General features: G+C 66.0%; 20 protein-coding genes and 1 pseudogene. 15 read left to right on the forward strand and 6 right to left on the reverse strand.

Annotated features, from left to right (window positions below; genetic code table 11):
• Positions 1-13: 13 nt before the first annotated feature.
• The 3 genes from ACOFKX_RS15865 to ACOFKX_RS15875 all read right to left on the reverse strand — a co-directional run bounded on the left by ACOFKX_RS15865 (position 14) and on the right by ACOFKX_RS15875 (position 6374).
• Positions 14-2215 carry a beta-glucosidase gene (locus ACOFKX_RS15865; protein WP_419828027.1) on the reverse strand — a complete coding sequence of 734 codons (2202 nt, stop codon included), beginning with the start codon at positions 2213-2215 and terminating at the stop codon, positions 14-16.
• 12 nt (positions 2216-2227) lie between these two features.
• Positions 2228-3775: a tryptophan halogenase family protein gene (locus ACOFKX_RS15870; RefSeq protein WP_419828028.1), complete on the reverse strand. Its 1548-nt coding sequence runs from the start codon at positions 3773-3775 to the stop codon at positions 2228-2230.
• A 106-nt stretch (positions 3776-3881) separates the two neighbouring features.
• Entirely contained in the window at positions 3882-6374 is a 2493-nt protein-coding gene (locus ACOFKX_RS15875) for a TonB-dependent receptor (protein WP_419828029.1), read from the reverse strand.
• 143 nt (positions 6375-6517) lie between these two features.
• On the opposite strand from ACOFKX_RS15875, the gene ACOFKX_RS15880 reads away from it, so the two are divergent.
• The 7 genes and pseudogenes from ACOFKX_RS15880 to ACOFKX_RS15910 all read left to right on the forward strand — a co-directional run.
• Positions 6518-7714 carry an MFS transporter gene (locus ACOFKX_RS15880; RefSeq protein ID WP_419828030.1) on the forward strand — a complete coding sequence of 399 codons (1197 nt, stop codon included), beginning with the start codon at positions 6518-6520 and terminating at the stop codon, positions 7712-7714.
• Positions 7711-8733 carry a LacI family DNA-binding transcriptional regulator gene (locus ACOFKX_RS15885; RefSeq protein ID WP_419828031.1) on the forward strand — a complete coding sequence of 341 codons (1023 nt, stop codon included), beginning with the start codon at positions 7711-7713 and terminating at the stop codon, positions 8731-8733. The genes ACOFKX_RS15880 and ACOFKX_RS15885 overlap by 4 nt, the downstream gene beginning before the upstream one ends.
• Positions 8734-8953: 220 nt before the next feature.
• On the forward strand, positions 8954-9337 hold the full coding sequence (locus ACOFKX_RS15890; RefSeq protein WP_419828032.1) for a BlaI/MecI/CopY family transcriptional regulator: 384 nt from the start codon (positions 8954-8956) through the stop codon (positions 9335-9337).
• Entirely contained in the window at positions 9334-11121 is a 1788-nt protein-coding gene (locus ACOFKX_RS15895) for a M56 family metallopeptidase (RefSeq protein WP_419828033.1), read from the forward strand. The genes ACOFKX_RS15890 and ACOFKX_RS15895 overlap by 4 nt, the downstream gene beginning before the upstream one ends.
• Before the next feature lie 87 nt (positions 11122-11208).
• The gene (locus tag ACOFKX_RS15900) at positions 11209-11985 is read left to right on the forward strand and encodes a hypothetical protein (RefSeq protein WP_419828034.1); all 777 of its coding nucleotides are present in this window, start codon (positions 11209-11211) and stop codon (positions 11983-11985) included.
• Positions 11986-12083: 98 nt separating this feature from the next.
• Positions 12084-12272, forward strand: a complete 189-nt coding sequence (locus ACOFKX_RS15905) for a hypothetical protein (protein WP_419828035.1) — start codon at positions 12084-12086, stop codon at positions 12270-12272.
• A 21-nt stretch (positions 12273-12293) separates the two neighbouring features.
• Positions 12294-12500 (forward strand): annotated as a pseudogene (locus ACOFKX_RS15910) (hypothetical protein); the annotation flags it as partial.
• Positions 12501-13242: 742 nt separating this feature from the next.
• Here ACOFKX_RS15910 and ACOFKX_RS15915 read toward each other — a convergent pair.
• Together ACOFKX_RS15915 and ACOFKX_RS15920 are read right to left on the reverse strand one after the other, a co-directional pair.
• Complete coding sequence (locus ACOFKX_RS15915; protein WP_419828036.1) at positions 13243-13605, reverse strand: hypothetical protein; 363 nt, start codon at positions 13603-13605, stop codon at positions 13243-13245.
• A 66-nt stretch (positions 13606-13671) separates the two neighbouring features.
• The gene (locus ACOFKX_RS15920) at positions 13672-14280 is read right to left on the reverse strand and encodes a hypothetical protein (protein ID WP_419828037.1); all 609 of its coding nucleotides are present in this window, start codon (positions 14278-14280) and stop codon (positions 13672-13674) included.
• On the opposite strand from ACOFKX_RS15920, the gene ACOFKX_RS15925 reads away from it, so the two are divergent.
• The 8 genes from ACOFKX_RS15925 (at position 14252) to ACOFKX_RS15960 (ending at position 20657) form a co-directional block, all read left to right on the forward strand.
• A complete protein-coding gene (locus ACOFKX_RS15925) occupies positions 14252-15142 on the forward strand; it encodes a recombinase zinc beta ribbon domain-containing protein (protein ID WP_419828038.1) in 891 nt (296 codons plus the stop codon). The two genes, ACOFKX_RS15920 and ACOFKX_RS15925, sit on opposite strands and share 29 nt — an antisense overlap.
• A gap of 171 nt (positions 15143-15313) precedes the next feature.
• Positions 15314-16651 carry an integrase arm-type DNA-binding domain-containing protein gene (locus tag ACOFKX_RS15930; protein WP_419828039.1) on the forward strand — a complete coding sequence of 446 codons (1338 nt, stop codon included), beginning with the start codon at positions 15314-15316 and terminating at the stop codon, positions 16649-16651.
• Positions 16652-16873: 222 nt separating this feature from the next.
• Positions 16874-17176 carry an alkylphosphonate utilization protein gene (locus tag ACOFKX_RS15935; RefSeq protein WP_419828292.1) on the forward strand — a complete coding sequence of 101 codons (303 nt, stop codon included), beginning with the start codon at positions 16874-16876 and terminating at the stop codon, positions 17174-17176.
• Between the two features lie 20 nt (positions 17177-17196).
• Entirely contained in the window at positions 17197-17463 is a 267-nt protein-coding gene (locus ACOFKX_RS15940; protein WP_419828040.1) for a DUF167 domain-containing protein, read from the forward strand.
• 152 nt (positions 17464-17615) lie between these two features.
• Positions 17616-18533 (forward strand): helix-turn-helix domain-containing protein, encoded by a 918-nt coding sequence (locus ACOFKX_RS15945; RefSeq protein ID WP_419828041.1) that lies wholly within the window; start codon positions 17616-17618, stop codon positions 18531-18533.
• 144 nt (positions 18534-18677) lie between these two features.
• Positions 18678-19256, forward strand: a complete 579-nt coding sequence (locus tag ACOFKX_RS15950; protein WP_419828042.1) for a DUF4142 domain-containing protein — start codon at positions 18678-18680, stop codon at positions 19254-19256.
• 174 nt (positions 19257-19430) lie between these two features.
• The gene (locus tag ACOFKX_RS15955) at positions 19431-20204 is read left to right on the forward strand and encodes an alpha/beta fold hydrolase (protein WP_419828043.1); all 774 of its coding nucleotides are present in this window, start codon (positions 19431-19433) and stop codon (positions 20202-20204) included.
• Between the two features lie 258 nt (positions 20205-20462).
• Positions 20463-20657: a hypothetical protein gene (locus ACOFKX_RS15960; RefSeq protein WP_419828044.1), complete on the forward strand. Its 195-nt coding sequence runs from the start codon at positions 20463-20465 to the stop codon at positions 20655-20657.
• Positions 20658-20734: 77 nt separating this feature from the next.
• Here the strand turns inward: ACOFKX_RS15960 and ACOFKX_RS15965 are convergent, their stop codons facing one another.
• The gene (locus ACOFKX_RS15965) at positions 20735-22516 is read right to left on the reverse strand and encodes an ATP-binding protein (RefSeq protein ID WP_419828045.1); all 1782 of its coding nucleotides are present in this window, start codon (positions 22514-22516) and stop codon (positions 20735-20737) included.
• Between the last annotated feature and the right edge of the window lie 58 nt (positions 22517-22574).

Consider the following 22574-nt stretch of genomic DNA (forward strand, 5'->3'; position numbering starts at 1 on the left):
GCGCTTCACTCGGCTACTCCACTGACGGGGCGGGCAGCGAGACGGAGCCGGTCAGCGCACGATCCATCGCATCGTGCCCGACCGCGAGCGGGAGCGGACGGGCAGGCATGCGCCATCCGCCGTCCCGCCACGTCGCCGCAGCGCGCGCGTCGAGGATCACCGACACCCGCCGCGTCGCGCCGGATGCCAGCGTCAGTCGGCTCCATCCGGCCAGTCGATAAGTCTCGACCCCGGCGCCGTCGGGTGCGCGAACGTAGACCTGCGGCACGTCGGTGCCCGCCGCCTTGCCGACGTTGGTGACGGCGAAGCTGACGACGGCGCCGTCGACCCTGAGGTCGGCGTAGCGGAAACGGGTGTAGGAGAGCCCATGGCCGAACGGGAAGAGTGGCGTCTCGCGCCTGTGCTCGTACCAGCGGTAGCCAACGTTGGCGCCTTCCGGGTACTCGACCGTGAAGCTCTCGGGCGCCGGCACCGAAGCCGGCGCGTCGTCGTGCGCCTGCTGCGCCGCCAAGCCGGGCGGGCTCGGGCGCGGCGCTTGGCTCGCCGCAGCGGGGAACGTCATCGGCAGGCGGCCAGCGGGATTGGTGCGTCCGAACAACGCGTCGGCGATCGCCTCACCGCCACGCTGGCCGGGGTACCAGGCCTCGATCACCGCGGGGACGGCGGCAAGCCAAGGCATCAGCACCGGCCCGCCCGTCTCCAGCACGACGACGGTGCGGCGGTTGACGGCGGCGACGGCAGCGATGGTGGCGTCCTGCCGATCGGGCAGCGCCAGCGTCGCGACGTCTCTGGATTCGGTCTGCCACTGCCAGGCGAAGACGATCGCGACGTCGGCGGCCTTCGCGGCGCGTGCCGCGGCGGCGGGATCATGCCCGTCGACGAAGGTCACGTCCGCACCAGGCACCAGCGCGCGGATCGCCTTCAGCGGCGAGGAGCCGTGCCAGGTGATGCGCGTGAACCCCGCCGCCTCGCCTTTCGCCACCGGGATCTCAACCGGCACTCCGCCGACCGAGCGGACTTGGCTGGAGCCTCCCCCCGACAGGACGCCGACATCGGCGTGGCCGCCGATCACCACGATCCGCTTGGCGGACGCTGCGAGCGGCAGCGCGCCGTGCTCGTTCTTGAGTAGAACGATGCCCTCGGCCGCCGCATGCTGCGCCACGGCGGCGTGCGCGGCGTAGTCGATCGGCTCTTGCTCCTTCGGCAGCGGCGCATCCATCGCGCCACTCGAGATCAGGCCGGTGAGGATGCGAGCGACCATGTCGTCGAGCCGCGCCTGCGGGACTCGGCCCGCCGCAACAGAGCGGGCAAGCGGCGCGCCGAAATACACCTGTTTGTCGAGTTGCTGCCCCGACTGTTGGTCGAGCCCCGCCAGTGCAGCCTTGTCGGTGGAGTGGACCGCGCCCCAATCCGACATCACCCAGCCCGGATACCGCCACTCGCCCTTCAGGATGTCGATCAGCGTGTGGCGGTTCTCGCACGCGTAATCGCCGTTGACCTTGTTGTAGGCGCACATGACGGCGGCGGGCTTGCCCTCGTCGATGGCGATGCGGAAGGCGAGGAGGTCGCTCTCGCGCATCGGTTCGTCGGCAAGGCGCGCGTCGAGCACGTGGCGGCCCGTCTCCTGCGCGTTCAGCACGAAATGCTTGACCGTGGAGATGATGCGGTTGGACTGCACGCCCGCGATCACGGCGCCCGCCATGTGGCCGGCGAGCAAGGGATCTTCGCCATAATACTCGAAGTTGCGCCCGCCCCATGGATCGCGCGTCAGATTGACGCCGCCGGCGAGCAGGATGTTGAAGCGCTTGGCGCGCGCTTCCGCTCCGATCATCACGCCGCCGACGCGCGCGATCTCGGGATCGAAGCTCGCCGCCTGCGCCAGCGCCGACGGCATCGCAGTCGCGGTGTCGCCGGGCCGCTCCTCCACCTGGTTCGCGACGCCGAGGCCCGCATCGCTCTCGCGTAGGGCAGGGATGCCAAGCCGCGGTATAGCTTGGATGTAACCCGCCGATGGCACCCAGTCGCCCACCGGCATCCCGGGGGTCGCGTGGCGGTCATTCGGATACCACCAGCCGTGAACCATGTGCAGCTTCTCGTCCTGCGTCATACGATCGACGAGCGCGACGGCGCGATCGCGCGCGCTCTCGGCCCGGAGCGGCCCGGATAGCAGAGCGAGCGCGCCGCCGGCGAGCAGGAGGAGGTGGCGACTGGGCATGGGGACCTCGGATCAGGCGCGGTGGAAATGGTCGACGAGCGCGCGGTGACTGCCGAGCGCCGCGACCGCTTTGCCCTGCGCCTGACGGACGCGGGCGAACGCGGCGTGGGCGGCTGTGAACTCGGTAGGCCCGAGCGCGGGCGCGGGAGTGTCGAAACCGTGCCCGTAGAGGATGTACTGCCAGTTGGGCGGCAGGAAGCTCTCATGGTCGATCACGAAATCGAAGCGCGATGGCGGCCGCCGACCCCACATGTCGAGCTTGTCGGCAAGACCGGCGGGCCAGCTCGCCCGATCGGTGTTGTCGCGCCAGTAGTCCGAGCCGCGCCGATGGCTGAGCGCGTAGTGGAGCTTCAGAAACTCCACGATCGCGGCGTAGCGTGCCGGCATCAGCCGATTGTAGAGCCGCGCGGCGGCGGCGAGTGAAGCGGGGTCGGCGTTGGGCGCCAGCTCCGCCACCAGGCGGGCGGCGACCTCGATCAGCATGATGCCGGTGGACTCCAGCGGCTCGAAGAAGCCAGCGGAGAGGCCGATCGCGACGCAATTGCCGATCCACTGCGTCTCGCGGTAACCCGTGCGGAAACGCAGTTGGCGAACGGAGAAGCCGTCGGCCGCCGGGCCGGCATAGCTGCGCAGCGTGCGTTCGGCCGCCTCATCGTCGAGGTGGCGGCTTGAGTAGACGCAGCCGATCCCCCGCCGTCCGCTGAGGCCGATATCCCAGATCCAGCCGCCGTCGTGCGCGGTGGCGCGCGTGTAGCTCTCGATCGTCGCATCCGGTCGGTCGTAGGGAATTTGTACGGCCAGCGCGCGATCGTTGAACAGGATATCGTCGGTCGGGCGGAACCGGGAACCCAGCGTCTCGCCGATCAGCCGCGCGGAGAAGCCGGTGCAGTCGATGAAGAGATCGCCCGCGATCGCTTCGCGTCCGTCGTCCGGCGCCACCGCGACGATGCGATCCGCGCCTCCTCGCACCACTTCTCCCACGGTGGCGACGACGCGCGTCACGCCGTTCGCGATGGCGACCTCGCGTAGCCAGGCGGCGAGCTTCGGGGCATCGAAGTGATAGGCGTAGTTGAACGGCGCCTCCCAATCGGGATCGCCGGGACGCTTGGGGCCCAGCTCGCGGCGCATGACAGCACCTTGGGCGCTAACCGCGTCGGCATAGGACGGCCGACCGGCACCATCGGTGGCAAGCCAGGCTGGCAGCAGGCCGGGACTGTCGCCACCGTAGGGCAGCTCGAAGACGTGGAAGTAGTCGTCGCTGTCGGAACCTGGCACCGGCCGGCCCGCCCATCCGACGAAGCGGACGCCCTGTTTGAAGGTCGCGTCGGCAGCGCGGACGAACTCGCCTTCGCCGCGCCCGAGCGCCTGGAGGGTTGAGCGCAGCGTCGGGAAGCTGCCTTCGCCGACCCCGATGATCGGGATGTCCGGGCTCTCGACGACGGTGGTGGCTACTCCCGATCCCGCGCGCGCCAGCGTGCGCGACAGGTAGGCGGCGGTCAGCCAGCCGGCCGTCCCGCCGCCGACGATGACAATGCGTGCGAGCGGCGGCGTGTCCGTCATGCGAGCCTCGATCGGAAGGGCCACCGTCACCGGGCGAGGGGATGCCCGGTGACGGCTCCAGTTGCCGGCGGGAGGTGCCGGTAGCTGGGAGTTCGGACCGAACCCGTCAGAAGTTGTAGCGGATACGGCCCCCGAAGGTGCGTGGCGGTGCGTAGTTGGAGAGGAATATCGGGTTCTGCGGCGCGCCGTAGGAGCCCGCACTGATCCGGATGTTGTGGTCGGTGACGTTCTGCGCGAACGCCTCGATGAGGTAGCGGCCGCTGTCGGGCGTGTAGGTCAAAGCCAAGTCGACTCGGGCATAGGCTTTCTGCTTGTCGAAATCATAGCCGTACCCCGCCCCGCCGTTACCGCTGACGTGAGTCGGATCGGCATACCGCGAGGGGTCGTCGCCGTTGAAATAGGTGAGCCAGCTCCGCGTCTCATAGTGCACAGTGACGCGCGGGCTGAGCTTCGCCGCGTTCGGTAGCTCGAAATCGTGGATGTAGGTGCTGGTGAACGAGAAGCGCGGCGAGTGCGCGAGTTCATTGCCGCGAAGATTCTCGATATTGGCTGGAACGCTGGCATTATAGAGGCGGCCATCGACCGTCAGGAGCCGCTTGAACCGCGTCTTCTGCACGCTGCCCGCGAAGTTCAGGTGATCGAGCCGTGTCACGTTGGCGGCGAGTTCCGCCTCGATGCCCTTGGCGGTGGCGCCCTTGGAGTTGGTGGTGACGATCTGGCTGCCGGTGATGATCGTCGGGTCGTTGGGATCGCGCGTGGTGATCGCCTGGTTGACCTGATAGCCCTTGAAATCGCTGTAGTAGGCAGCGAGGTTCAGCGTCGCGCGACCATCGAGGAAGCGCTGCTTGAGGCCGACCTCGTAGTTGGTCAGCGTCTCGGGATTGGCGAGCAGGCCGCCGTCCTCGATGTTGCCCGACTTGAAGCCCGTCGACACGCTGGCGTAGCCGAAGGTGCTGGACGTGATGTCGGCATCGACGCGGCCGAGCCAGGTGACCTTGTCCCAGCTCCCCTTCACGTCGTTCTTCGAGATGTTGAAGCCCAGCAGGTCTGCCAGTTCCTGCCCGCTGGCATGCGGAGCGATGCCGAACAACCCGCCGCAGGTGCCGGTGGCGTCGTTGAAGCCGGGTGCGCACGTCGAGTTGAACGCGGTGACGTTGCGCCCGCCTTTATCCTGCTTGGTATCGTCCGTGTAGCGGACGCCGCCTGTCAGGCGCAGGCGATCGTTGATGTGCCATGTCGCCTGGCCGAACGCCGCCTTCGACTCGATAGTGCGATCCGCCTGGATGAAGGCGCCGGCATAGTTGAAGGTGCCGTTGCGATAACCGTTGCGAATGTCGACGTCGAAGCGGATCTCGTTGCGCTCGTGGCTATAGTAGCCGCCGACGATCCAGTCGATCGGGTGATTGCCGATCGACTTCACCTGAACTTCGTGGCTGTAGAAGTCGTAACGCGAGTTGACCGTGCGGTTCTCCTCAAAGGCGCCGTTAGGCAGCGTCGTCGGGCTCGCCGGGTCGGGCAGCTCGGTGCCCGAGTCGGCGTCGAAGCGGGTCGAGCCGCCGACACGCTGCCACCCGGCCAGGTAGGCAAGCTGAACACCGTCCGTCACGTCGTAGGACATATTGGAATGAATCGAGATCGAGTACCGGTTCTGGTCGCCGGCCGTGTCGGACAGCGTGGACCAGAATTTTTCGCCGGGCCGCGGATCCTGCATGAGGCCGATGATCGGCGAACCGGTATCCTTGAAATACTCGCTGTTCAGGTCCCAGCGGAAACGGTCGCTGGGCCGCCACTCGGCGGACAGGCGAGCCGACTTCTGATCCTTGGCATAATATTTCTTGCCGTCGGTCACGAACGCCGATCGGTTGACGCCTGCGATGTTCGGCGGCTGCTGGTAGCTGACATAGCCGTCGTTGCGATCGGTGATAAACGCGGCGCGAATCGCCAACGTGTCGGTGATCGGCAGGTTCAGCATGCCCTGCGTGGACAGCCGGTTATAGGAGCCTCCGAGCACCTCTCCGTAGCCGTGCACGCCGTCGAAGGTCGGCTTGGCAGTGATGAAGCTCACCGCGCCGACGGTCGCGTTGCGACCGAACAGCGTGCCCTGCGGACCGCGCAGCACCTCGATGCGCTCGAGATCATAGGCGAGCACGGAGGCGCCCTGCGCGCGGGGGCTGTAGATGCCATCGACGTAGAGCGCGACCTCGGGGTCGGCCACTTCGGTGAAGGCGCTATCGTTGCCGATACCGCGTAGCGTCAGCAGCACCGCCGACTGATCGCCCTGCTGGTTGAACTCAAGCGACGGCACGAACTGTGCGATCTGCGTCAGATCCTTCACCTGATACTGGTCGAGCTGCTTCTGCCCAAATGCGGAGATCGCAATTGGAGTGCGCTGCAGCGCTGTCTCGCGCTTGGTGGCGGTGACGATGATGTCGGCGACCTGGCCGGACTGGGCGTCCGAGGGCTGCGCGCTGGGCGTCGGGCCCGCAGCGCCGGGAGTCGGCGTATTGGCCGCTTCGGGTTGGGACTGTGCGAACGCAGGCGACGCGATAGCGAGAACGGCCGCGAGCGCAGTGCCCGCGGCGAAGCGATGCCGGGTCATAGTTTCTCCCCTGTGCGCCCGCATCGACGGGCTTGCCTGTAACAAACGCAACTCTGTCATCGATGTCAAAACATTTCTGACATCGATGTCGGGCAGCGTGCGGATCGCTTGCGCGATGATGCTTCGGAACTACAGTTGGAGTGATGGGCAGGGCTTCTAACTGGAACGGCATGGCGGCGCCTGATCGGTTGTTCCTGCTGATGCTCGGCGTATTTCTCGGCGGCGGGATGCTTAATGCGGTCGAGACGCTGCTCGTGCCAAGGTTCAAGCTGATGCTCGGCCTCGGCTACGCTCAGGCGCTGACGATCCAACTCGCGTACTATGCGAGCTATCTCCTGCTCGCCTGGCCCGTAACGGTGATCGTTGCGCGAGCCGGTTCGATGCGAGCCATCGCGATCGGAGCCGCGACAATCGCTGCGGGTTCCCTCGCGCTTGCGGCCTCGCTTACCGCACGCGCATTCGCGCCGTTATTGGCGGCTCTGCTGGCGACGTCGACCGGTGTGACGATCCTGCAAATCGCCTGCAACGGCATGATGGCGACGACAGGAAGCCGCGACCGCGCTGCATCGCGCTTTACCGCGCTACAAGGCTTCAATTCGCTAGGCACCGTGCTCGGTCCGCTCGCCGGTGCGGGTGCGCTGCTCGGCAGCGCCGGAGGTGCGGCACCGCAACTGCCTTTTGTCGCCTTCGCCGCAGGCTTCCTGACATTGGCAATGGCGTTCAGACGCGGCGTCGGTGCGATCTCGAGCGAGCGCGCGGTCGTGCCTCATGCCGCCCAGCTTTTCACGCTGCTGCGGACGCGCGCGATGTCGGGGGGCGTGGCAGCGATCTTCGCTTATGTGGGCGCGGAAGTGACAATTGGAACGCTGGCGCCGAGCTACCTCATGCTTCACGACCGTGGCGGGTGGACGCCGGCCGGTGCGGGCCGGCTCGTCAGCTTGTACTGGTCGGGCGCTATGATCGGCAGGTTCGCGGGCGCGTGGATGCTCCGCCGCGCGGCACCACGTGCGTTGCTGTCGGTCGCGGCACTGGCAGCGATGGCGCTGACGCTCCTAGCGGCGCTGCCGACGGGGCGCGTGGGCGCGGCCGCGCTGCTCGCGGTGGGCCTGACCAACTCGATCATGTTCCCGACGGTGTTCGCGCTTGCCATGCCATCAGACGCGCGCGACGTGCCCGCGGCTTCGATGCTGCTGTGCATGGCAGTGGTCGGCGGCGCGATCGTGCCGCTGACAACGGGTCTGATCGCGGATCGCACGGGATTGGCAACGGCGTTGCTGCTGCCGTCGCTGTGCTACGCCGCTGTGTTAGCTTTCACGCACATGATCCGGACGCGAGCGTGACGGCGACGATCAAGGACGTCGCCTTACACGCGGGCGTTTCGGCAAAGACCGTCTCACGCGTCATGAACCGCGAGGTGCACGTCCGGGAGGCCGTACGCGAGAGGGTGATGCGGGCTGTCGCCGAACTCGGCTACCGACCCAATGCGTTCGCTCGCAGCCTGTCGAGCGCGCGCTCCTATCTGATCGGTCTCTTCTTCGACGATCCCACATCGGGCTATGCCGTCGCCATGCAGCGCGGCGCTCTGGCGCGCTGCCGGGAAAGCCACTACCATCTAGTCGTGGAGCGGCTGGACTGTGCCGCGCCTGACTGGCGGGAGGAACTTGCCGGCTCGGTCGGGGCGTTGCGGCTGGACGGTGCCATCCTGACGCCGCCACTCAGCCAGACGCGCGCGATACTTGAGGTGCTCGAAACGGCAGGCGTGCCATTCGTCTGCGTCTCGCCCGATCCGATGATGGTGTTGCGATGCGGCGTCGTCGACTTTGACGAGATTCGTGCCGCTTTTGAGATGACCGAACGCCTCATTGCGCTCGGCCATCGCGATATCGGCTTCATCGAGGGCGATCCAACGCACGCCAGCACACGGGCGCGCCGCTCCGGTTTCGTCAACGCGATGGCGGCCGCCGGCCTGTCGATCGCAGACGGACGCATACAGCCCGGTGACTTTTCTTTTCGCGCCGGGCTCGCGGCGGGCGAGGCGCTCTTGACGGTGGGCTTGCCTCCATCTGCCATTTTTGCGAGCAACGACGACATGGCGCTTGGCGTTTCTGTCGCTGCCCTAAAGCAAGGTTTGGACGTTCCAGGCCGCCTCTCGATCGCTGGCTTCGATGACGCGCCATCTTCGCGCATCGCGTGGCCGCCGATCACGACTGTGCGACAGCCCGTCGAAGAGATGGGAGCGGCCGCCGTCGATATGCTGATTGATCCAATAGGCCTGCGCAATGACGTGCCGGCGCCTCATCGTACTCGGCTTACCTTCGAATTGGTCGAGCGGGAGAGCACGTCGCTAGCCGCTATTTGAACGGATAATCTGCCACATCAAAGCTCATCCTGTCCCTGCGCAGGCCGGATGGACGACGTGCACGCCAGCTTAGAGGCGTCGTTTGTCTTCGTGAGAGCGTCGACCTTCCCTCGCATCAGCGTGCCCTGGCCTCCTTACCAGATGCTGTATCTGGTTTATCCGACTCCTTGCGCTCGCTACAAATGTAGCATACTACAAATGTAGCCATGGAGTCGCCCGCATGCTGAAGCGCCTGCCACCGAAGGAACGCGAGATCGTCGACTTACTTTACCAAGGGGGTGAGATGACCGCGAGCGAGGTAGTCGAGGCGCTGCCCGACAAGCTCAGCAGATCGGCCGTGCGCACGATGCTTCGCCGCCTTGAGGAGAAGGGTGCCGTCCGCCGCACCGAAAGCCCGCGGGGCTTTCTGTTCAGCCCTGCACTTTCCGACCAGGCCGCGCGCAAGTCGGCGCTCGGAGAGATCGTCCGCGTCTTCTTCAACGGCTCCGCCGCGGGCGCCGCGTCCGCCCTGCTGGGCATGTCTGACAATCTCGACAGCGGCGAACTCGATGAGTTGGAGGCGATGATCGCAAGGGCCCGCGAAGCGAAGGGAGCCGGGCGATGATGCTGTTGATCGTCGCCTTCCTCGCCAAGTCGCTGATCATCGCCGGCGCCGCGCTCGGCCTCCTCAGACTGACCGGCGGCCGCTCAGCGGCGCAGCGGAGCGCGATCGCGCATGCCGGACTGATCGCGCTGCTGCTATTGCCGGTGGGCGAGATGCTTTTGCCCCGGCTGGCGGTCGAGGCGCCAATCAAGAGCCCTCCTGCGGCATCGACGCCATTCATGGCCCGGACCCGAGCTTCAGCCGGCGTATCGCGCGAGTTTGCGGCGGCGGATGGGGGCATCCTTGCGCGTTCACCGACGGCGCAGGACACGGCCACCGCGCCGCTGCAATGGGGGCTGATCCTTTGTGGCCTCCCCGCCCTCGCGCTGATTTCCGTCACCTTGCTGGCCTTGCTTCGGCTGTTCGCGCTTCGTGCCCGGGCCGACGTGCTGATTGAACCGTCATGGCTCAGCGCGATGGCCCATGCGCAACGGCGGATGGGCTTCAAGACTGGGACCGCGCTTCTCACCAGCCCGGACCTCCGCTCGCCGATCAGTTGGGGCCTCATGCGTCCTATCATCTTGCTCAACGATGAGGCCCTTCGCGCCACCGGCGAAGCGGAAGCGATCATCGCCCATGAGCTTGCGCATGTCGCGCGCCTCGATTGGGCCAAGCTCTTGATCGGCCGGCTCGCCACTGCGATCCACTGGTTCAATCCGTTCGCGTGGCTGCTCGCGAAGGAGGCGCACCAGCTGCGCGAGGAGGCAGCCGACGACGCCGTGTTTTCCGCCGACATCGAGAGCACGGGCTATGCACAACTGCTCGTCGGCGTCGCACGCCACGAGTGCAAGGGTATCCTCCTGAGCGCGCACGGTGTCGCGCCGGGACACGACAGTTTGAAGCGCCGTATTCGGCGCGTGCTCGATGCCGAGGCGGCGCGCGGTCCCGGTGCCCGTGGTTTCGGCCTTGGCGTTGCGATCGGGTCGATCCTGTTCGCTACGCCGCTCGCCGCCTTGTCCGTGATCGTGACACAGCCACAAGGGGCGTCACCATTTCGGGTTACGACTATCCCCCCGGCTCAGACGGCACCGGTGCCGCTTGCCGAAGCCGTTGCGGGCGCCGTTCGAGAAGCCACCCGTCGCTCGGGCACGATCGCTCAACTGGCCGTGAGTACTGCCGTTCATGACGCGCGGATCCCCGATGAGGCCGAGATCGACCGAGCCGTCGAAGCGGCGCAGGCCGCGCGCGATCTCGCCCACGACCGAGTTCGCGATGCCCGGCAGCAGCTACGCCAAGCCCAGCGGGATGCGGCGGAAGCTCACAAGATCGCGGAGCAAGCGGGGGGTTCGGTCGACGTTTCAGTCGACGACGCGATCCAATTGCGTGCGGTCGGCGTCGACCCGGGCACGGTACGGGCTCTGCGCCGGAGTATGCCGCTCCGCGAACTAGACGCGCACGATCTCGCCGCTCTGCGCGCCGTCGGTGCCACGCCGAGCTACATCGACCAGATGCGAGCTGCCGGATACGTCGACGCTTCAGTCCACGAGTTGGTCGGCGCGCGCACCCTCGGCGTCGACGCGAACTTCGCACAGAGAATGCAACTGCGGTTTGGTGGTTACCTCCCGCTCGACAAGCTGATGCAGCTGCGCGCAATCGGGTACGATGACGTACCTGGCGGCAAAGGGCCAACTCGACGAACATCGGGCCAGCCCAGGTCGCTGAAGTTACCCGGTTGGGTCCGAAACGGTGAGCCGCCGCCTGGTTTGCGCATGCCTTCCAGCGACGCCGACCCGGACCGGGGCTGAGCAGCCCCACTCGACGCACAGAGCTGATCGAACGACGCTCCTCGGAGCGGCCGGGAGAGGCTTGCCCGTTCGACTCAGGAGAATCCCATGCCGAGCCGCCCGATCAATTTACTTCTGGGAATGCTGTTGACCGTGGTAGGAGTTTCCCGCCCATCGTCAGCCGCGGAACTTCCCCTGCGGTTCTATCTCGACAGCCGCGAAGGTGAGCAGGTCCAGCTTCGGCTCACCAGAGACGAAGCGCGCGACCGTCGCGACTTCTCCTCGAATTACGCCCCCCGGGACTTGGGTCTCGCTTCTGCAGCCCTTGCACCACCCGGCCCATCGCCCGTCAGCTTCGCCCTGGGTGCCGCCGCCGGGCGCATTGATTGCTCAGGCACGGCGAGGGTTGGTCATGCCAGCGGAAGCTGTACCTTCCGCCCCAGCCCCCGCTTCGCGGACTTGCTTCAACGGCACGGCTACGCGTCACCATCGCTCGACGAGGGGCTGACGCTCACGGCGCTGCGGTTTGATCCTGAAGTGCTGGACGCGCTCGATGCCGCCTGCTTCCCGCGCGGCACCACGGGCGAGCTTGCCGCCCTCGCGGTGTTCCACATCGACGGGCGCGAGGTACGTTCGCTGACCGCTGCCGGTGGTCGCCCGGAAGGCCTCGACAAATTGGTGCGCATGCACGTGCTCGGCGTCACGCCCGGCTTCATCGCAGGGTTCACGAACGCCGGCTACCGCAACCTGCCTGCCGAGCAACTCATCCAGTATAAATTGTTCAACATCACGCCCGAGTTCGTACGCACTGCCGAGAGCCGGGCTGGACGGCGCCTGTCGACGAACGAAATCGTGCAGCAGCGAATTCAGGGACCGCGTCGTTGACGGCCGCCCCGGTCTGGTCCTGGGAGCGGGAGGCCAAGACAAAGCTGGCGCTTCGAGCCAGAGGCAGCCATTCTCTTGCGGTTCTGGCAGGTGCTTGTTTGCTGCTTCCAACCGAGGCAGCCGCGCAGCCCGAACTCGCGCTCGTCCCCGCCGCTCATCCTTCCGCCAAGCGAACGTACGCGCCCGCCGATTTCGCCCGGTTCGCACCAAAGACCGCCTACGACATGCTGGTCCAAGTCCCGAGCTTCACCGTCCGCACCGCGGACGAGGAGCGCGGCCTCGGGTAGGCGTCCGAGAACGTCCTCGTCAACGGGCAGCGTATCGCGAATAAGTCCGGCGGGGCGATCGAAGAGCTTCAGCGAGTTAACGCCTCCAACGTCGAGCGCATCGAAGTCATGGATGGCGCGAGCCTCGGTATCGCCGGACTATCAGGGCAGGTCGCCAACGTGGCCTTACTGGAAACACGCATGTCGCCCGATCAGTTCGAATGGAACCCCAGCTTGCGCGCTCACTAAGCCAGGCCCGAGCTCGTCGCCGGCTCAGTCAGCTACTCGGGCAAGGCGGGCCATTCAGCCAGCATCTCGAATCAGATCACGACGTCCATGTGAATCCCCTTCGACTCACGTCAGGCGGAAACCGCTCTATTACGGTGCCGCGTTGCGGAAGCTGGCTCGGACGAGCCGCGATGCGAAGCAGGTGCGGCGGCTGCTCGCGCTGGCAGCGATCTACGAGGGCGAAACTCGCAGCGAAGCGCACGGATCGGCACGTCACGCTCCAGATCGTGCGCGACTGGGTGGGGCGGTTCAACGCCGAGCGTCCGGGCGGGCTGGTCGACCGCAAGCCGCCGGGTTGCCGCCGATGCTCAGCGCGGACCAGCGCCGCGCCTTGGCGGAGGTCGTCGAGGCAGGGCCGATCCCCGCAGCACGGCGTCGTGCGCTGGCGCTTGATCGATCTCGCCCAATGGAGGTGAAACGAGTTCGCGCTCTCGATCAGCAAGCAGACGCTGAGCCGCGAGCTGCGCGCGCTCGGCTACCGCAAGCTGAACGACAACCCCAGCTAACTCCGGGGGTCGCGGCAATACCTGCTGGACGTCCGCACAGGCTCCGGTATCCTGCCCGACGACAGCCGCCCTGTCGTTCGAACGAGGTGGATCAAGATGGACCGGGAGGGACGCGGCGGGATTGCTCCCGGATTGCTCGCCGAATCTTCCCAACGTAGAGGATGGACGCAGTTTCATATGGAACATCGTCTACGTCATTAAAAAGATTGGCGCGCCCGGCCTGAAAGCGATGGGCACTCAGATCGCTGGTAAATCTCGCTGCCGCTACTGCAACGACGGGCGCCGAGGGGTGCTACCCTCGCTTCTGCCGGTTCATGAGCATCTGTTGCATCTCGTCGATAAGAACCCTGCCGGCCTGAGTATCTCCGGTCGTGTCCCTCGGGATCGCCCTCGAACAGTGCCCGCATCCGCTGCGACATGGCCGCAAGCGTCCGGTAGCGTTCCTCGCCGAGCCGCGACCGGATCGCCTCGAGCCCATCGTTCAGCGCCTGGAACTCGGTGTCGATGCTCAGGGGAAAATAGCCGGTCTTGTCGATGAATGTTGGCGCCCCGAGCATCATCGAGCCGAGCAGATCGACGAGTTCCCCCGGCGTCTGCGGGATGTAGGGCTTGTAGGGGGGGCATCATTACCTTCCTTGTGGAGTGATGCTGTAGGTGCTGCCGGCGCCGAGTTGTCTCGGCCGTATAATGATGACGCGCGATGGCCTGAAGTCGCTCGCGAAGAAGCCACGGACCTGCGGCGTGGCCAAGGTCTTCCTCGCGATGGTGACGTCGTAGGCGACGTCGCCAACTCGTGCGTCCGGTCGGCGGTAGGTAAGGTCGGTTCCCGAGCTGTCATACTCGCGGCCGTTCACGCGGACGGGCTGAGTACGGTCGGTTGATATTCCATACTGTGAGAAAAGATCCTTTAAGCCGCGCCGCGTCTGCTGATCGACATAGTTGCCGATGGCTTCCTGCGGCGAGAGCCGTACGTTGAGCTTCCCGGCCTGTTCGAGGCGAAGCGCATCATCGTAGGCTGCGTTGGCTCGCTGCTGAAGGAAGCGCGCCGTTTCAACCTGGAGAGGCTCTGCATCGCCCTTGACCTTGTAAAATGCCGTGGCGCGATCCAGTCGAAGATCATTGATCTGATTTATCTGTCCATCGAACGTGCCTGGAAAACCAAGCGTATCGAAGTGATAGCTGGGGTCGACTTCCTTGATCTCGTCGATGAGCCTGTTCGAATACTCCTTCGTCATCTCAGATGTGAGCGCGTTAGCCGGCCCTGTGATGTTCAGGAGATTGTCAGCCGCCGCAACCATCGCGTTCGAGCCGCCGCTCTACCGCGACCCGCGGATGGGTGACGCGGCGCTCAAGACCAACACCAACCTGCTTACCAGCCGCGCGGTGTGCGGCTGCGATGGCGATGGCGACGGCTGCGGGGCGGGCATGATGACCAGCACCGGCAAGTCTGGCGCCTATCGCTACTACGCCTGTTCGGCGCGCGTGAAGCACGGGCCGGAAGCCTGCGGCGGCCGGCGGATGCCGATGGAGAAGCTCGACGGCATCGTCGTCGGTGCCGTCGCCGACCATCTCACCCGGCTCGAACGCCTCAATGTGCTGCTCCAGGCGTGGCTTGATCGGTCCGAGACCGCCGTCGAAGAACGCCGGGCCGAGCTGAAGCGGCTTCGCACGCGGCTAACGCAGCTGGATGGCGAAGCGGCCCGCGTCCTCAAGCTTGTCCGTAACGGCGTCCTCAGCCCCGACGACGCGACCGTCGCGACCGAACTCGGCAACATCCGCGCCCAGCGCGTCAGTGCCGAGGCCGACATCGCGATGGTCGAGCGTCAGCTCGATGCTGGTGACCGCCGGATCACGCCCGCCATCCTCGCTGGGTTCGGCAACCTACTGCGCGGCTCCGATGATAAGGTCCGGCGTGAATATGTGCGCCTGCTTGTCGACCGCGTCGAGGACGGCGATCGTGAGATCCGTATCTCCGGTCGTAACGCCTCGCTGGAGCGGGCGATCGTCGCCGCACAGACGCCCGGGACTGGAGTGCCCAAAGCTGAACGGGGATGGCGCGCCCGGAACGATTCGAACGTCCGACCCTCAGATTCGTAGCTCGCCAAATTACCTCCGAAGAGAGTTCGCCAGGGCACGCTAAAGCACTACGAAGCCCTTGTTCTTGCACGCCTTTCGCGTTTGGCGTAGGGTTAGGTCGTAACCCGCCCTCATGTTTTTCGAGGGTGCAAACCCCGTCTTAAAACCCGTCTTAAAATCGGGAGCCGGACATTGAGTGAGCTGCGCGCGAACCTGACGGACCGAACCGTCGATCGACTTCCGCCGTCGATCCAAGGGCAATACGTCGTGCGCGACGAAGAGCTGCGTGGCTTTTTCGTCGTGGTCGGCGCCAAGCGCAAGACCTTTACGGTGCAAGGCGAGTGCTGGAAGGATGGCAAGCGACACCACAAGAAGGTGAAGATCGGAAACGCGGGCGAAATCACAACCCGCGACGCCCGAGTGCAGGCCAAGGCCATGCTGGCGAAGATCGCCAAGGGCGAGCTGATCGTGGGGCCGCCGAAACCGCCGCCGGTGGCCGACGTGACCCTCGGGCAGGCTTGGGCGCGCTACCGCGTCGCGCACCTGCAACGGAAGGAGCGCAGCGAAGCGACGATTCGGGGCTATGCCGATCACGTCGAGCGCGTCCTGGCAGACTGGCTCGATACGCCCCTGAAGGTGCTGGGCGACAACCCGCGGATGGTCGCCGAACGACACGACCGGATCACGGTCGCGAGCGGCCCCTACGCTGCTAACGGGGCGATGCGGACGCTGCGAGCCATCTACAACCACGCCCGGCGGCTGGCACGCGAACTGCCCGCCGACAATCCGACGAGCGGCGTCGACTGGAACATCCAGCGCCGCCGCGACACTGCGATGGGCGTCGAGGACCTGCCGCGCTGGTTCCGGGAAGCGGGCCGGTTGCGCCACCCGATCCGGCGCGAGTTCCACCTGTTCACCCTGCTATCGGGCTCTCGCCCCGGCGCGCTGATGCAGGCACGGGTGGAAGACATTGATCTCCGAAGGCGCGTTCTGCACGTTCCGCGGCCCAAGGGCGGGGCCAAGCGAGCCTTCGACATCCCGCTTTCCCGGCCAATGATCCGCTGCCTGATCCGCGCCATGCGCATCAGTCGCATTCTCCACCCGGAAGCGGCCGAAAGCTGGATCTTCGCCGCAGACAGTGCGCCCGGGCACATGATCGAGCACAAGGATCCCCGCAGCCGCCTGTTCAAATGGGGCAACGACCTCCGTCAGAGCTATCGCACCCTTGGCCAAGCGGCGGGCCTTTCCGAAATCGACATGCACCTCCTCATGAACCACAGCGTCCCCGGGGTGAACGCCGGCTACATCACCCGCGCCAAGCTCCTGGGAAATCACCTGCGGGCGGCGCAGGAGGGGTTGTCGGAGTTCATCATTGACCACGGCACGCGGAGGAAAGGCGGCGTGCCAGCAGAACGGATGTGGCCGACGCTGCCGTCACGGCGGATCGGGGACGCTATTCTGGACCCGACGCCACCGGACCCGCGGATCGGAATGACGCTGCCGCGGCGGAAGAACGATGCTCAAGTATGACAGCGCGATGCGAAACCGGCTGCGGAGTGATCGTAGGGACGGCCATTGGCGGCCCTCGACGAGGGGATGACCGGCGCAGGGTTCGGTCGGCAGGTGGTGTCCCCCGCCGGCGCGAGTGCGGCGGCCCCCCCTACCCTTGGGCCGTCAGCCTCGCCTTGCTTCCTGCCCGGCATCGAAACAGCGTATGGGCCTGCCGGCCATGAAGATCGAGCAGGAGGCAGCATGTCGGACGACGATTATGTCTTTGACGAAGGCAGCGGCGAGTGGGTTCCGGCGATCGAGTTGGCCGCCAAGCACCGCCTCGCTGCGCAGGTAGAAGTGCGCGACGCGGTCGGCAATCTGTTGGCCGACGGCGATCAAGTCACGCTCGTCAAGGATCTCGACGTCAAGGGTGCCGGCCAGACGCTGAAGCGCGGCACGCTCATCAAGTCGATCCGGCTGACCGGCGATGTGCAGGAGATCGACTGCCGCTACGAGGGCATCAAGGGCCTCGTGCTGCGCGCCGAGTTCGTCCGCAAACGCTGATGGCGCGCCCGAGGCTGGCCATGCCGTCCGCCGCAGCGATTCTGGCTCTGGTCGACGCGGACGGACTGCTTGAGGTGCGAGTGTCACCTGGCGCTTCAGCTGATGCGATAACGCTGCCGGCGTCGGGATGCGCACTTGCCGTGCGGACCACTGCGCCGCCCGAGGACGGCAAGGCCAACGAAGCGGTTATGCGGCTGCTCGCCAAAGCGCTCGATCGGTCCGTATCTACGCTGGAGCTGGTGCGCGGTGCCGCTAGCCGAAACAAGCTGATCCGGCTGACGCCTTGACCCACTTCCGGACGCTCGGAGGTCGAATGGTGCATCCCCACTTCCGCCGTTCGTTCACCTGGTTCCGCAAGTTCGCGAAGTGCTATGAGCCGGCATATTGTGCCTCATTGATGCGGCGACAGCCTCCGCGGCAGCACTCACGGATTCCACTCATGGATCAAAACCTAGACCGCCTTCTGACCGCCCTGGACGTGGCGCCGCACGCCTTCTCAATCTGCCGCGTCCAGTCCGGCTGGCGCATGACGTTCCCCGTCTTCAAGGTCCTCACCGTCCATTTCGTCCTGCAGGGGACGGGACATCTGCGTGTCGGAGAGTCCGACCCGCTCCCGTTCGCGCATTCCAGCGTCCTGGTCGTCCCGGCCATGCAGTCGCACTGGGTCGGCGACGCCGAGCCAGCGGCGCGCGTCGGGCCGGCGGCCGAGAAGTGTGAGCTGATCGGCGACGGGCTGGTGGAGTTCACGGCAGGAGACGGCTCGAGCGACACGCTGCTGCTCTGCGCCGCGGTCTCCGCGCCGCACGACGCGGCGCTCGGCCTCTTCGACCTGCTGCGCCGGCCGGTAGTCGACGACCCCGCCGCGAGCGGCATCCCCGCGTCGATATTCGAAGCCATGCGCAGCGAGGTCGCGCACGCTGGCCTCGGCACCCAGGCGATGTGCCAGGCACTCATGAAGCAGGCGCTCGTCACCCTTCTGCGCGGGCACTGGCTCTCGATCGCGGATGGGTCGCTTCTGACCGCGGCGGTGAACCATCCGCGGCTGGCGCGTACGGTCGCCGCCATCATCGAGCAACCCGGCGCCGGTCACACGGTCGACAGCCTCGCATCCCTAGCCGGCATGAGCCGGGCCTCGTTCTGCGACCACTTCTCCCGAACTTTCGGGCAGGGCCCGATAGAGTTCGTGCAAAGGACGCGCCTCAGGGTCGCGGCCCGCTTGCTCGACGTCACCGATCTCCCGGTCTTGGCGATCGCGCAGAGCATCGGCTACGCCGGATCCCGATCGTTCGCAAAGGCGTTCGAAGCCGCCTACGGACTGGCGCCGATCCGCTATCGCGATCGGTCGAAGTGCCCTTGACGACCCGTCCGGGTATCCGATCATCCAGGATGACGGTCCTGCCATCCAATCCTTCAACGGCGGAGGAACCCACCCCTCATGCGGCCCGTCATGGCGTCGGGTCCTCGCGCAGATGTGCTTCGGTCCATCACTAGGAGAAGCACCATGAACACCGACCGCCGCACCCTCCTGACGGGAGCCGCCGCCGCCCTTGTCGCCGTTCCCGCAATGGCGATGGCCCAGCGCCACGGACGAATGGCGAACGACCCCGCCGCGATGCCGATGCCCGACGTGTCCGGCACCCGCACCAACCAGCAGTTCACGATGGGCGTGATCGGCCCGGCGATGCTGTCGCTAGCCACCAGCCAGATCGCCGTGGATCGCGCGCGCAAGGCCGATGCCCGCGAGTTCGCCGGCTTCGAGCTGACCGAGGCGATCGCGGTCACGACGGTGCTCAAGCAGCTCGGCACGCCGGTGCCGCCGATGGACGCCAAGGCGCAGGCGACGCTCGACAAGATCCGCTCGGCCGCGCCCGGCGCGGCGTTCGACCGCGCCTATATCGACGCGCAACACGAGAACCACGTGTTCCTGCGCGATCTCGCGACCGCGTATCTCGGCAACTCGCCGCCGAACCCGAGCGACATGGCGGAGATGCAAGGCCGTCACCTCGCTACGCTCGCGCTCGCGACGTTCAAGGAGCACACGATGATCACGCAGCGGATCGCGCGCGAGCTCCGCGCCTGAGCATCCGGCCCAGTCTTCGTCGATTGGAGGCTGGGCCACCCACCATTTCGACACGCACCAGCCATGGCGTCGGTCGCGTGCTTCCCGATCGCGGGGGCTGATTGCGGACGCCCTTGCAAGGATTGCACTCTCGGAAGCGCTTGTTGAGCGCCATTGCGACAAGGCGGATACGGCATGAACACGATCGAGCGCGGCACCGGACGCACGCTGCTCCTGATCCACGGCTTGGGCGGGAGTTGGCGATCGTGGAGCACCATCCTGGACTCGCTCAGCGCCGCGCGAAAGGTCATCGCGGTCGACCTCCCCGGCCACGGCGCCACGCCCGCGGAACCCGATAGCGGGACGTTCGACGGTCTGGTCGGCAGCGTCGAGCGGTATATCGTGGACGCCGGCCTGGCCGGCGTCGACGTGGTCGGCAGCTCCATGGGAGCGCGAATCGTGCTCGAGCTCGCGCGGCGCGGGGTCGTCGGCAATGTGGTCGCGCTCGATCCTGGTGGCTTCTGGCGCGGCTGGGAGCGGACGTTCTTCAGGATCACCATCGGCGCGTCCGGTCGGTTATTGAGGACGATCAGGCCGAGCCTGCCGGCGCTGAGCCGAAACGCGGCGTCGCGAACGGCCTTGCTCGCTCAGCTTTCCGCGCGTCCTTGGGCGCTTGACGCGCAGCTCGTCGCGACCGAGCTCGAGGGCCTCAGCACGACACGGACGTTCGACGCGCTAGTCCACAGCCTCGCAACCGGGCCTGAGCAAACCGGCCCCGCCGCCGCCAGCACCGGCCGGGTCGTAATCGGGTGGGGTAGGCACGACCGGCTCTGCCTCCCTAGGCAGGCTGCGCGCGCGCAAGCAGCCTTTCCTACCGCCGAGCTCCACTGGTTCGAGGGCAGCGGCCACTTTCCGATGTGGGACATGCCGGCCGAGACGGTCGCGGTCATCCTTGACTCGACCCGATGAAGGCGTCCTCGCTGAACCCTCGGAAGGAGCGACGACGGCAGCCTGGACCCAAACGCGGACGTCTCGCTTGCCTAAGCGCTCGCCCAAAACCTGCCATTTGTTCACCATGCAAACCGTTCAGCGCCAGCCCCCTTTGCCTTAAAGACGGTGGGACCAGCTTGGGCCGTTGAAGGCGGTCGTAAGCGCAGGCTGACCGCGCCCGTGACGCACCCGATCAGACGCTACCTGCGTTGCTATCAACGCCTGAGGAGCCTCACGATGACCACCAATGACAAAACAGATATCGGGAAGCAGCACCGTTCGTTCGGCCATAAAAGCAAATCAGAAGGCAAAGACCTTTCTGATGAAGGCCGGGAACGTGGCACCACAAGCGGCACGGAAAACTACGGCAGCACTGAAAAGCAGGGAACCGATCAGCCTCAACGTTCTGGCGAAGACGCCCCACGACTGTAGACCGGATCCGTATCTTTCGCCGCTGGTCTGAAAGCCCGCAGCCGGAGAGGGCCGGACGGTGGCAAGCTCGCTACGGACTATCGGCGCTGAACCACCTTCCTGATGGCTCGCGAGAGTTCATCGATCGAGTACGGCTTGTGGAGCAGCTCGAAACCATGCGTCCCGGATTGCGCCAGTACCTCGCTGTAGCCGCTGGTCAGGATGACGGGAACTTGGGGATAAAGCCGCCCGATCTCCTGCCCAAGTTCGATGCCGGACATACCGGGCATCATGACGTCCGAGAACACCACGTCGAACCGATCAGCGCCTGAGGCTAGTTCGGCGAGCGCCTTGGGTCCGTCCATCGCGAGCATGGTTTGGTAGCCCAACTCCGACAAGGCCTGGGTCGCGAACATGCCTACGTCGGGATTGTCCTCGACCACGAGGATGCAGGCGCCCTCTCCCGTGGATAGCCCATCGTCGGCAGCATCCGTCGCCGTGCGGTGGTTCTCCGCGATGACCTTCGGGAGGTAGAGCGTAAAAGTCGAGCCCTTCCCCTCGCGACTTTCGACGAAGATATCACCGCCGGATTGCTTGGCGAACCCGAACACTTGCGACAGGCCCAGGCCAGTGCCTTCACCGATGCCCTTGGTGGTAAAGAACGGTTCGAAGATCTGGTCGATCTTGTCGGCTGGAATGCCTGACCCCGTATCAGTCAACGCAACAGCTACGAAGTCGCCGGTCACCGCCGGATGCGTGCGGATCGCGGGCATGAGGGATGTCGCCCCAACTGTGATGGTCAGCTCGCCCTCGCCGTTCATGGCGTCGCGTGCGTTTACCGCCATGTTGACGATCGCGGTGTCGAACTGGCTGCGGTCAGCATCGACGTGGCAGGGCTCCTCGGCAAGGCGCACAGCCACCTTTATCCGTGCGCCGATCAGCGTGCGCACCATGTCGCTGATCGCACTCACGCTCTCGCCGGTATCGAACACTTCCGGCTTCAGCGATTGCCGACGCGCAAAGGCGAGCAGTTGGCCGGTCAGCTTGGTCGCACGGTCGGCCGTATCGGCGATCGCATCGATATACCGGAGCCGACGCTCCTCCGACACATCGGGACGGCGCAGCAGGTCGACCGAGCCGCGGATGACGGTGAGCAGATTGTTGAAGTCATGGGCAACGCCGCCGGTGAGTTGGCCGATCGCCTCCACTTTCTGCGACTGGCGGAGCTGATCCTCCGCATTCTGCAGGGCGGCACGCGCCCGCTTGTCTGCGGTGATGTTGCGTCCGGTGGCATAGATGACATGGTCGGCGAGAACGATCGCCCACTGGAACCAGCAATAGCTGCCATCCTCGTGGCGGTACCGGTTCTCCATGATGACTGAGTCACCGTTGGCATCCTGCAACAGCGGCTCCAGCGCGGCCGCGTCATCGGGGTGCACCAGCAGGTCGAGCTTCGTGCCTAGCAACTCTTGGGGCGTCCAGCCGAGCAGCGCCGTCCAGGCCGGATTGACGGCCTGGATATTGCCGTCGTGGCCGAGGATAAGCAGGAGGTCGGGCGACGTGTCCCACAAGCGGTCCCGCTCCGCGGTAGTGGCGGCGACGTTGCCGGCGAGGATCTGGTTGGCTTGTCGCAGGTCCTCCAACGCAACCGCTAGCTCGGCTTGACTCTGGCGTAGAGCCTCGGCGGCTGGCATCCAGTTGGCGTCGGGCCCGCTCGTCACGGCGCTCGAAACGGTCCGGCGGTACTCGTTTCGACCTAACTGAAGCTGACCGTTGGAAGAATCGGCTGTTCTACAGCAAGGACGGAACTCGTCCGGGATGACCCACAAGCCGACGCTCGGGAGCGCGTCGCCGCTCCCTGAGAGCAGACGTCCGTTCATCAATTGTACTCTATGGCGCAAAGGCGTGGACCTAGTGACCAGCTTTAGGCATCGAGGC

The sequence above is a fragment of the Sphingomonas sp. genome (assembly GCF_965200105.1).
Classification (GTDB): Bacteria; Pseudomonadota; Alphaproteobacteria; order Sphingomonadales; family Sphingomonadaceae; genus Solisphingomonas.

Coding starts and splice junctions, on each gene's coding strand:
- ACOFKX_RS15865 (WP_419828027.1), bottom strand. CDS start 2,215: ATGCCCAGTCGCCACCTCCTCCTGCTCGCCGGCGGCGCGCTCGCTCTG.
- ACOFKX_RS15870 (WP_419828028.1), bottom strand. CDS start 3,775: ATGACGGACACGCCGCCGCTCGCACGCATTGTCATCGTCGGCGGCGGG.
- ACOFKX_RS15875 (WP_419828029.1), bottom strand. CDS start 6,374: ATGACCCGGCATCGCTTCGCCGCGGGCACTGCGCTCGCGGCCGTTCTC.
- ACOFKX_RS15880 (WP_419828030.1), top strand. CDS start 6,518: ATGGGCAGGGCTTCTAACTGGAACGGCATGGCGGCGCCTGATCGGTTG.
- ACOFKX_RS15890 (WP_419828032.1), top strand. CDS start 8,954: ATGCTGAAGCGCCTGCCACCGAAGGAACGCGAGATCGTCGACTTACTT.
- ACOFKX_RS15895 (WP_419828033.1), top strand. CDS start 9,334: ATGATGCTGTTGATCGTCGCCTTCCTCGCCAAGTCGCTGATCATCGCC.
- ACOFKX_RS15900 (WP_419828034.1), top strand. CDS start 11,209: ATGCCGAGCCGCCCGATCAATTTACTTCTGGGAATGCTGTTGACCGTG.
- ACOFKX_RS15915 (WP_419828036.1), bottom strand. CDS start 13,605: ATGATGCTCGGGGCGCCAACATTCATCGACAAGACCGGCTATTTTCCC.
- ACOFKX_RS15925 (WP_419828038.1), top strand. CDS start 14,252: ATGAGCCTGTTCGAATACTCCTTCGTCATCTCAGATGTGAGCGCGTTA.
- ACOFKX_RS15920 (WP_419828037.1), bottom strand. CDS start 14,280: ATGACGAAGGAGTATTCGAACAGGCTCATCGACGAGATCAAGGAAGTC.
- ACOFKX_RS15935 (WP_419828292.1), top strand. CDS start 16,874: ATGTCGGACGACGATTATGTCTTTGACGAAGGCAGCGGCGAGTGGGTT.
- ACOFKX_RS15940 (WP_419828040.1), top strand. CDS start 17,197: ATGCCGTCCGCCGCAGCGATTCTGGCTCTGGTCGACGCGGACGGACTG.
- ACOFKX_RS15945 (WP_419828041.1), top strand. CDS start 17,616: ATGGATCAAAACCTAGACCGCCTTCTGACCGCCCTGGACGTGGCGCCG.
- ACOFKX_RS15950 (WP_419828042.1), top strand. CDS start 18,678: ATGAACACCGACCGCCGCACCCTCCTGACGGGAGCCGCCGCCGCCCTT.
- ACOFKX_RS15955 (WP_419828043.1), top strand. CDS start 19,431: ATGAACACGATCGAGCGCGGCACCGGACGCACGCTGCTCCTGATCCAC.
- ACOFKX_RS15960 (WP_419828044.1), top strand. CDS start 20,463: ATGACCACCAATGACAAAACAGATATCGGGAAGCAGCACCGTTCGTTC.
- ACOFKX_RS15965 (WP_419828045.1), bottom strand. CDS start 22,516: ATGAACGGACGTCTGCTCTCAGGGAGCGGCGACGCGCTCCCGAGCGTC.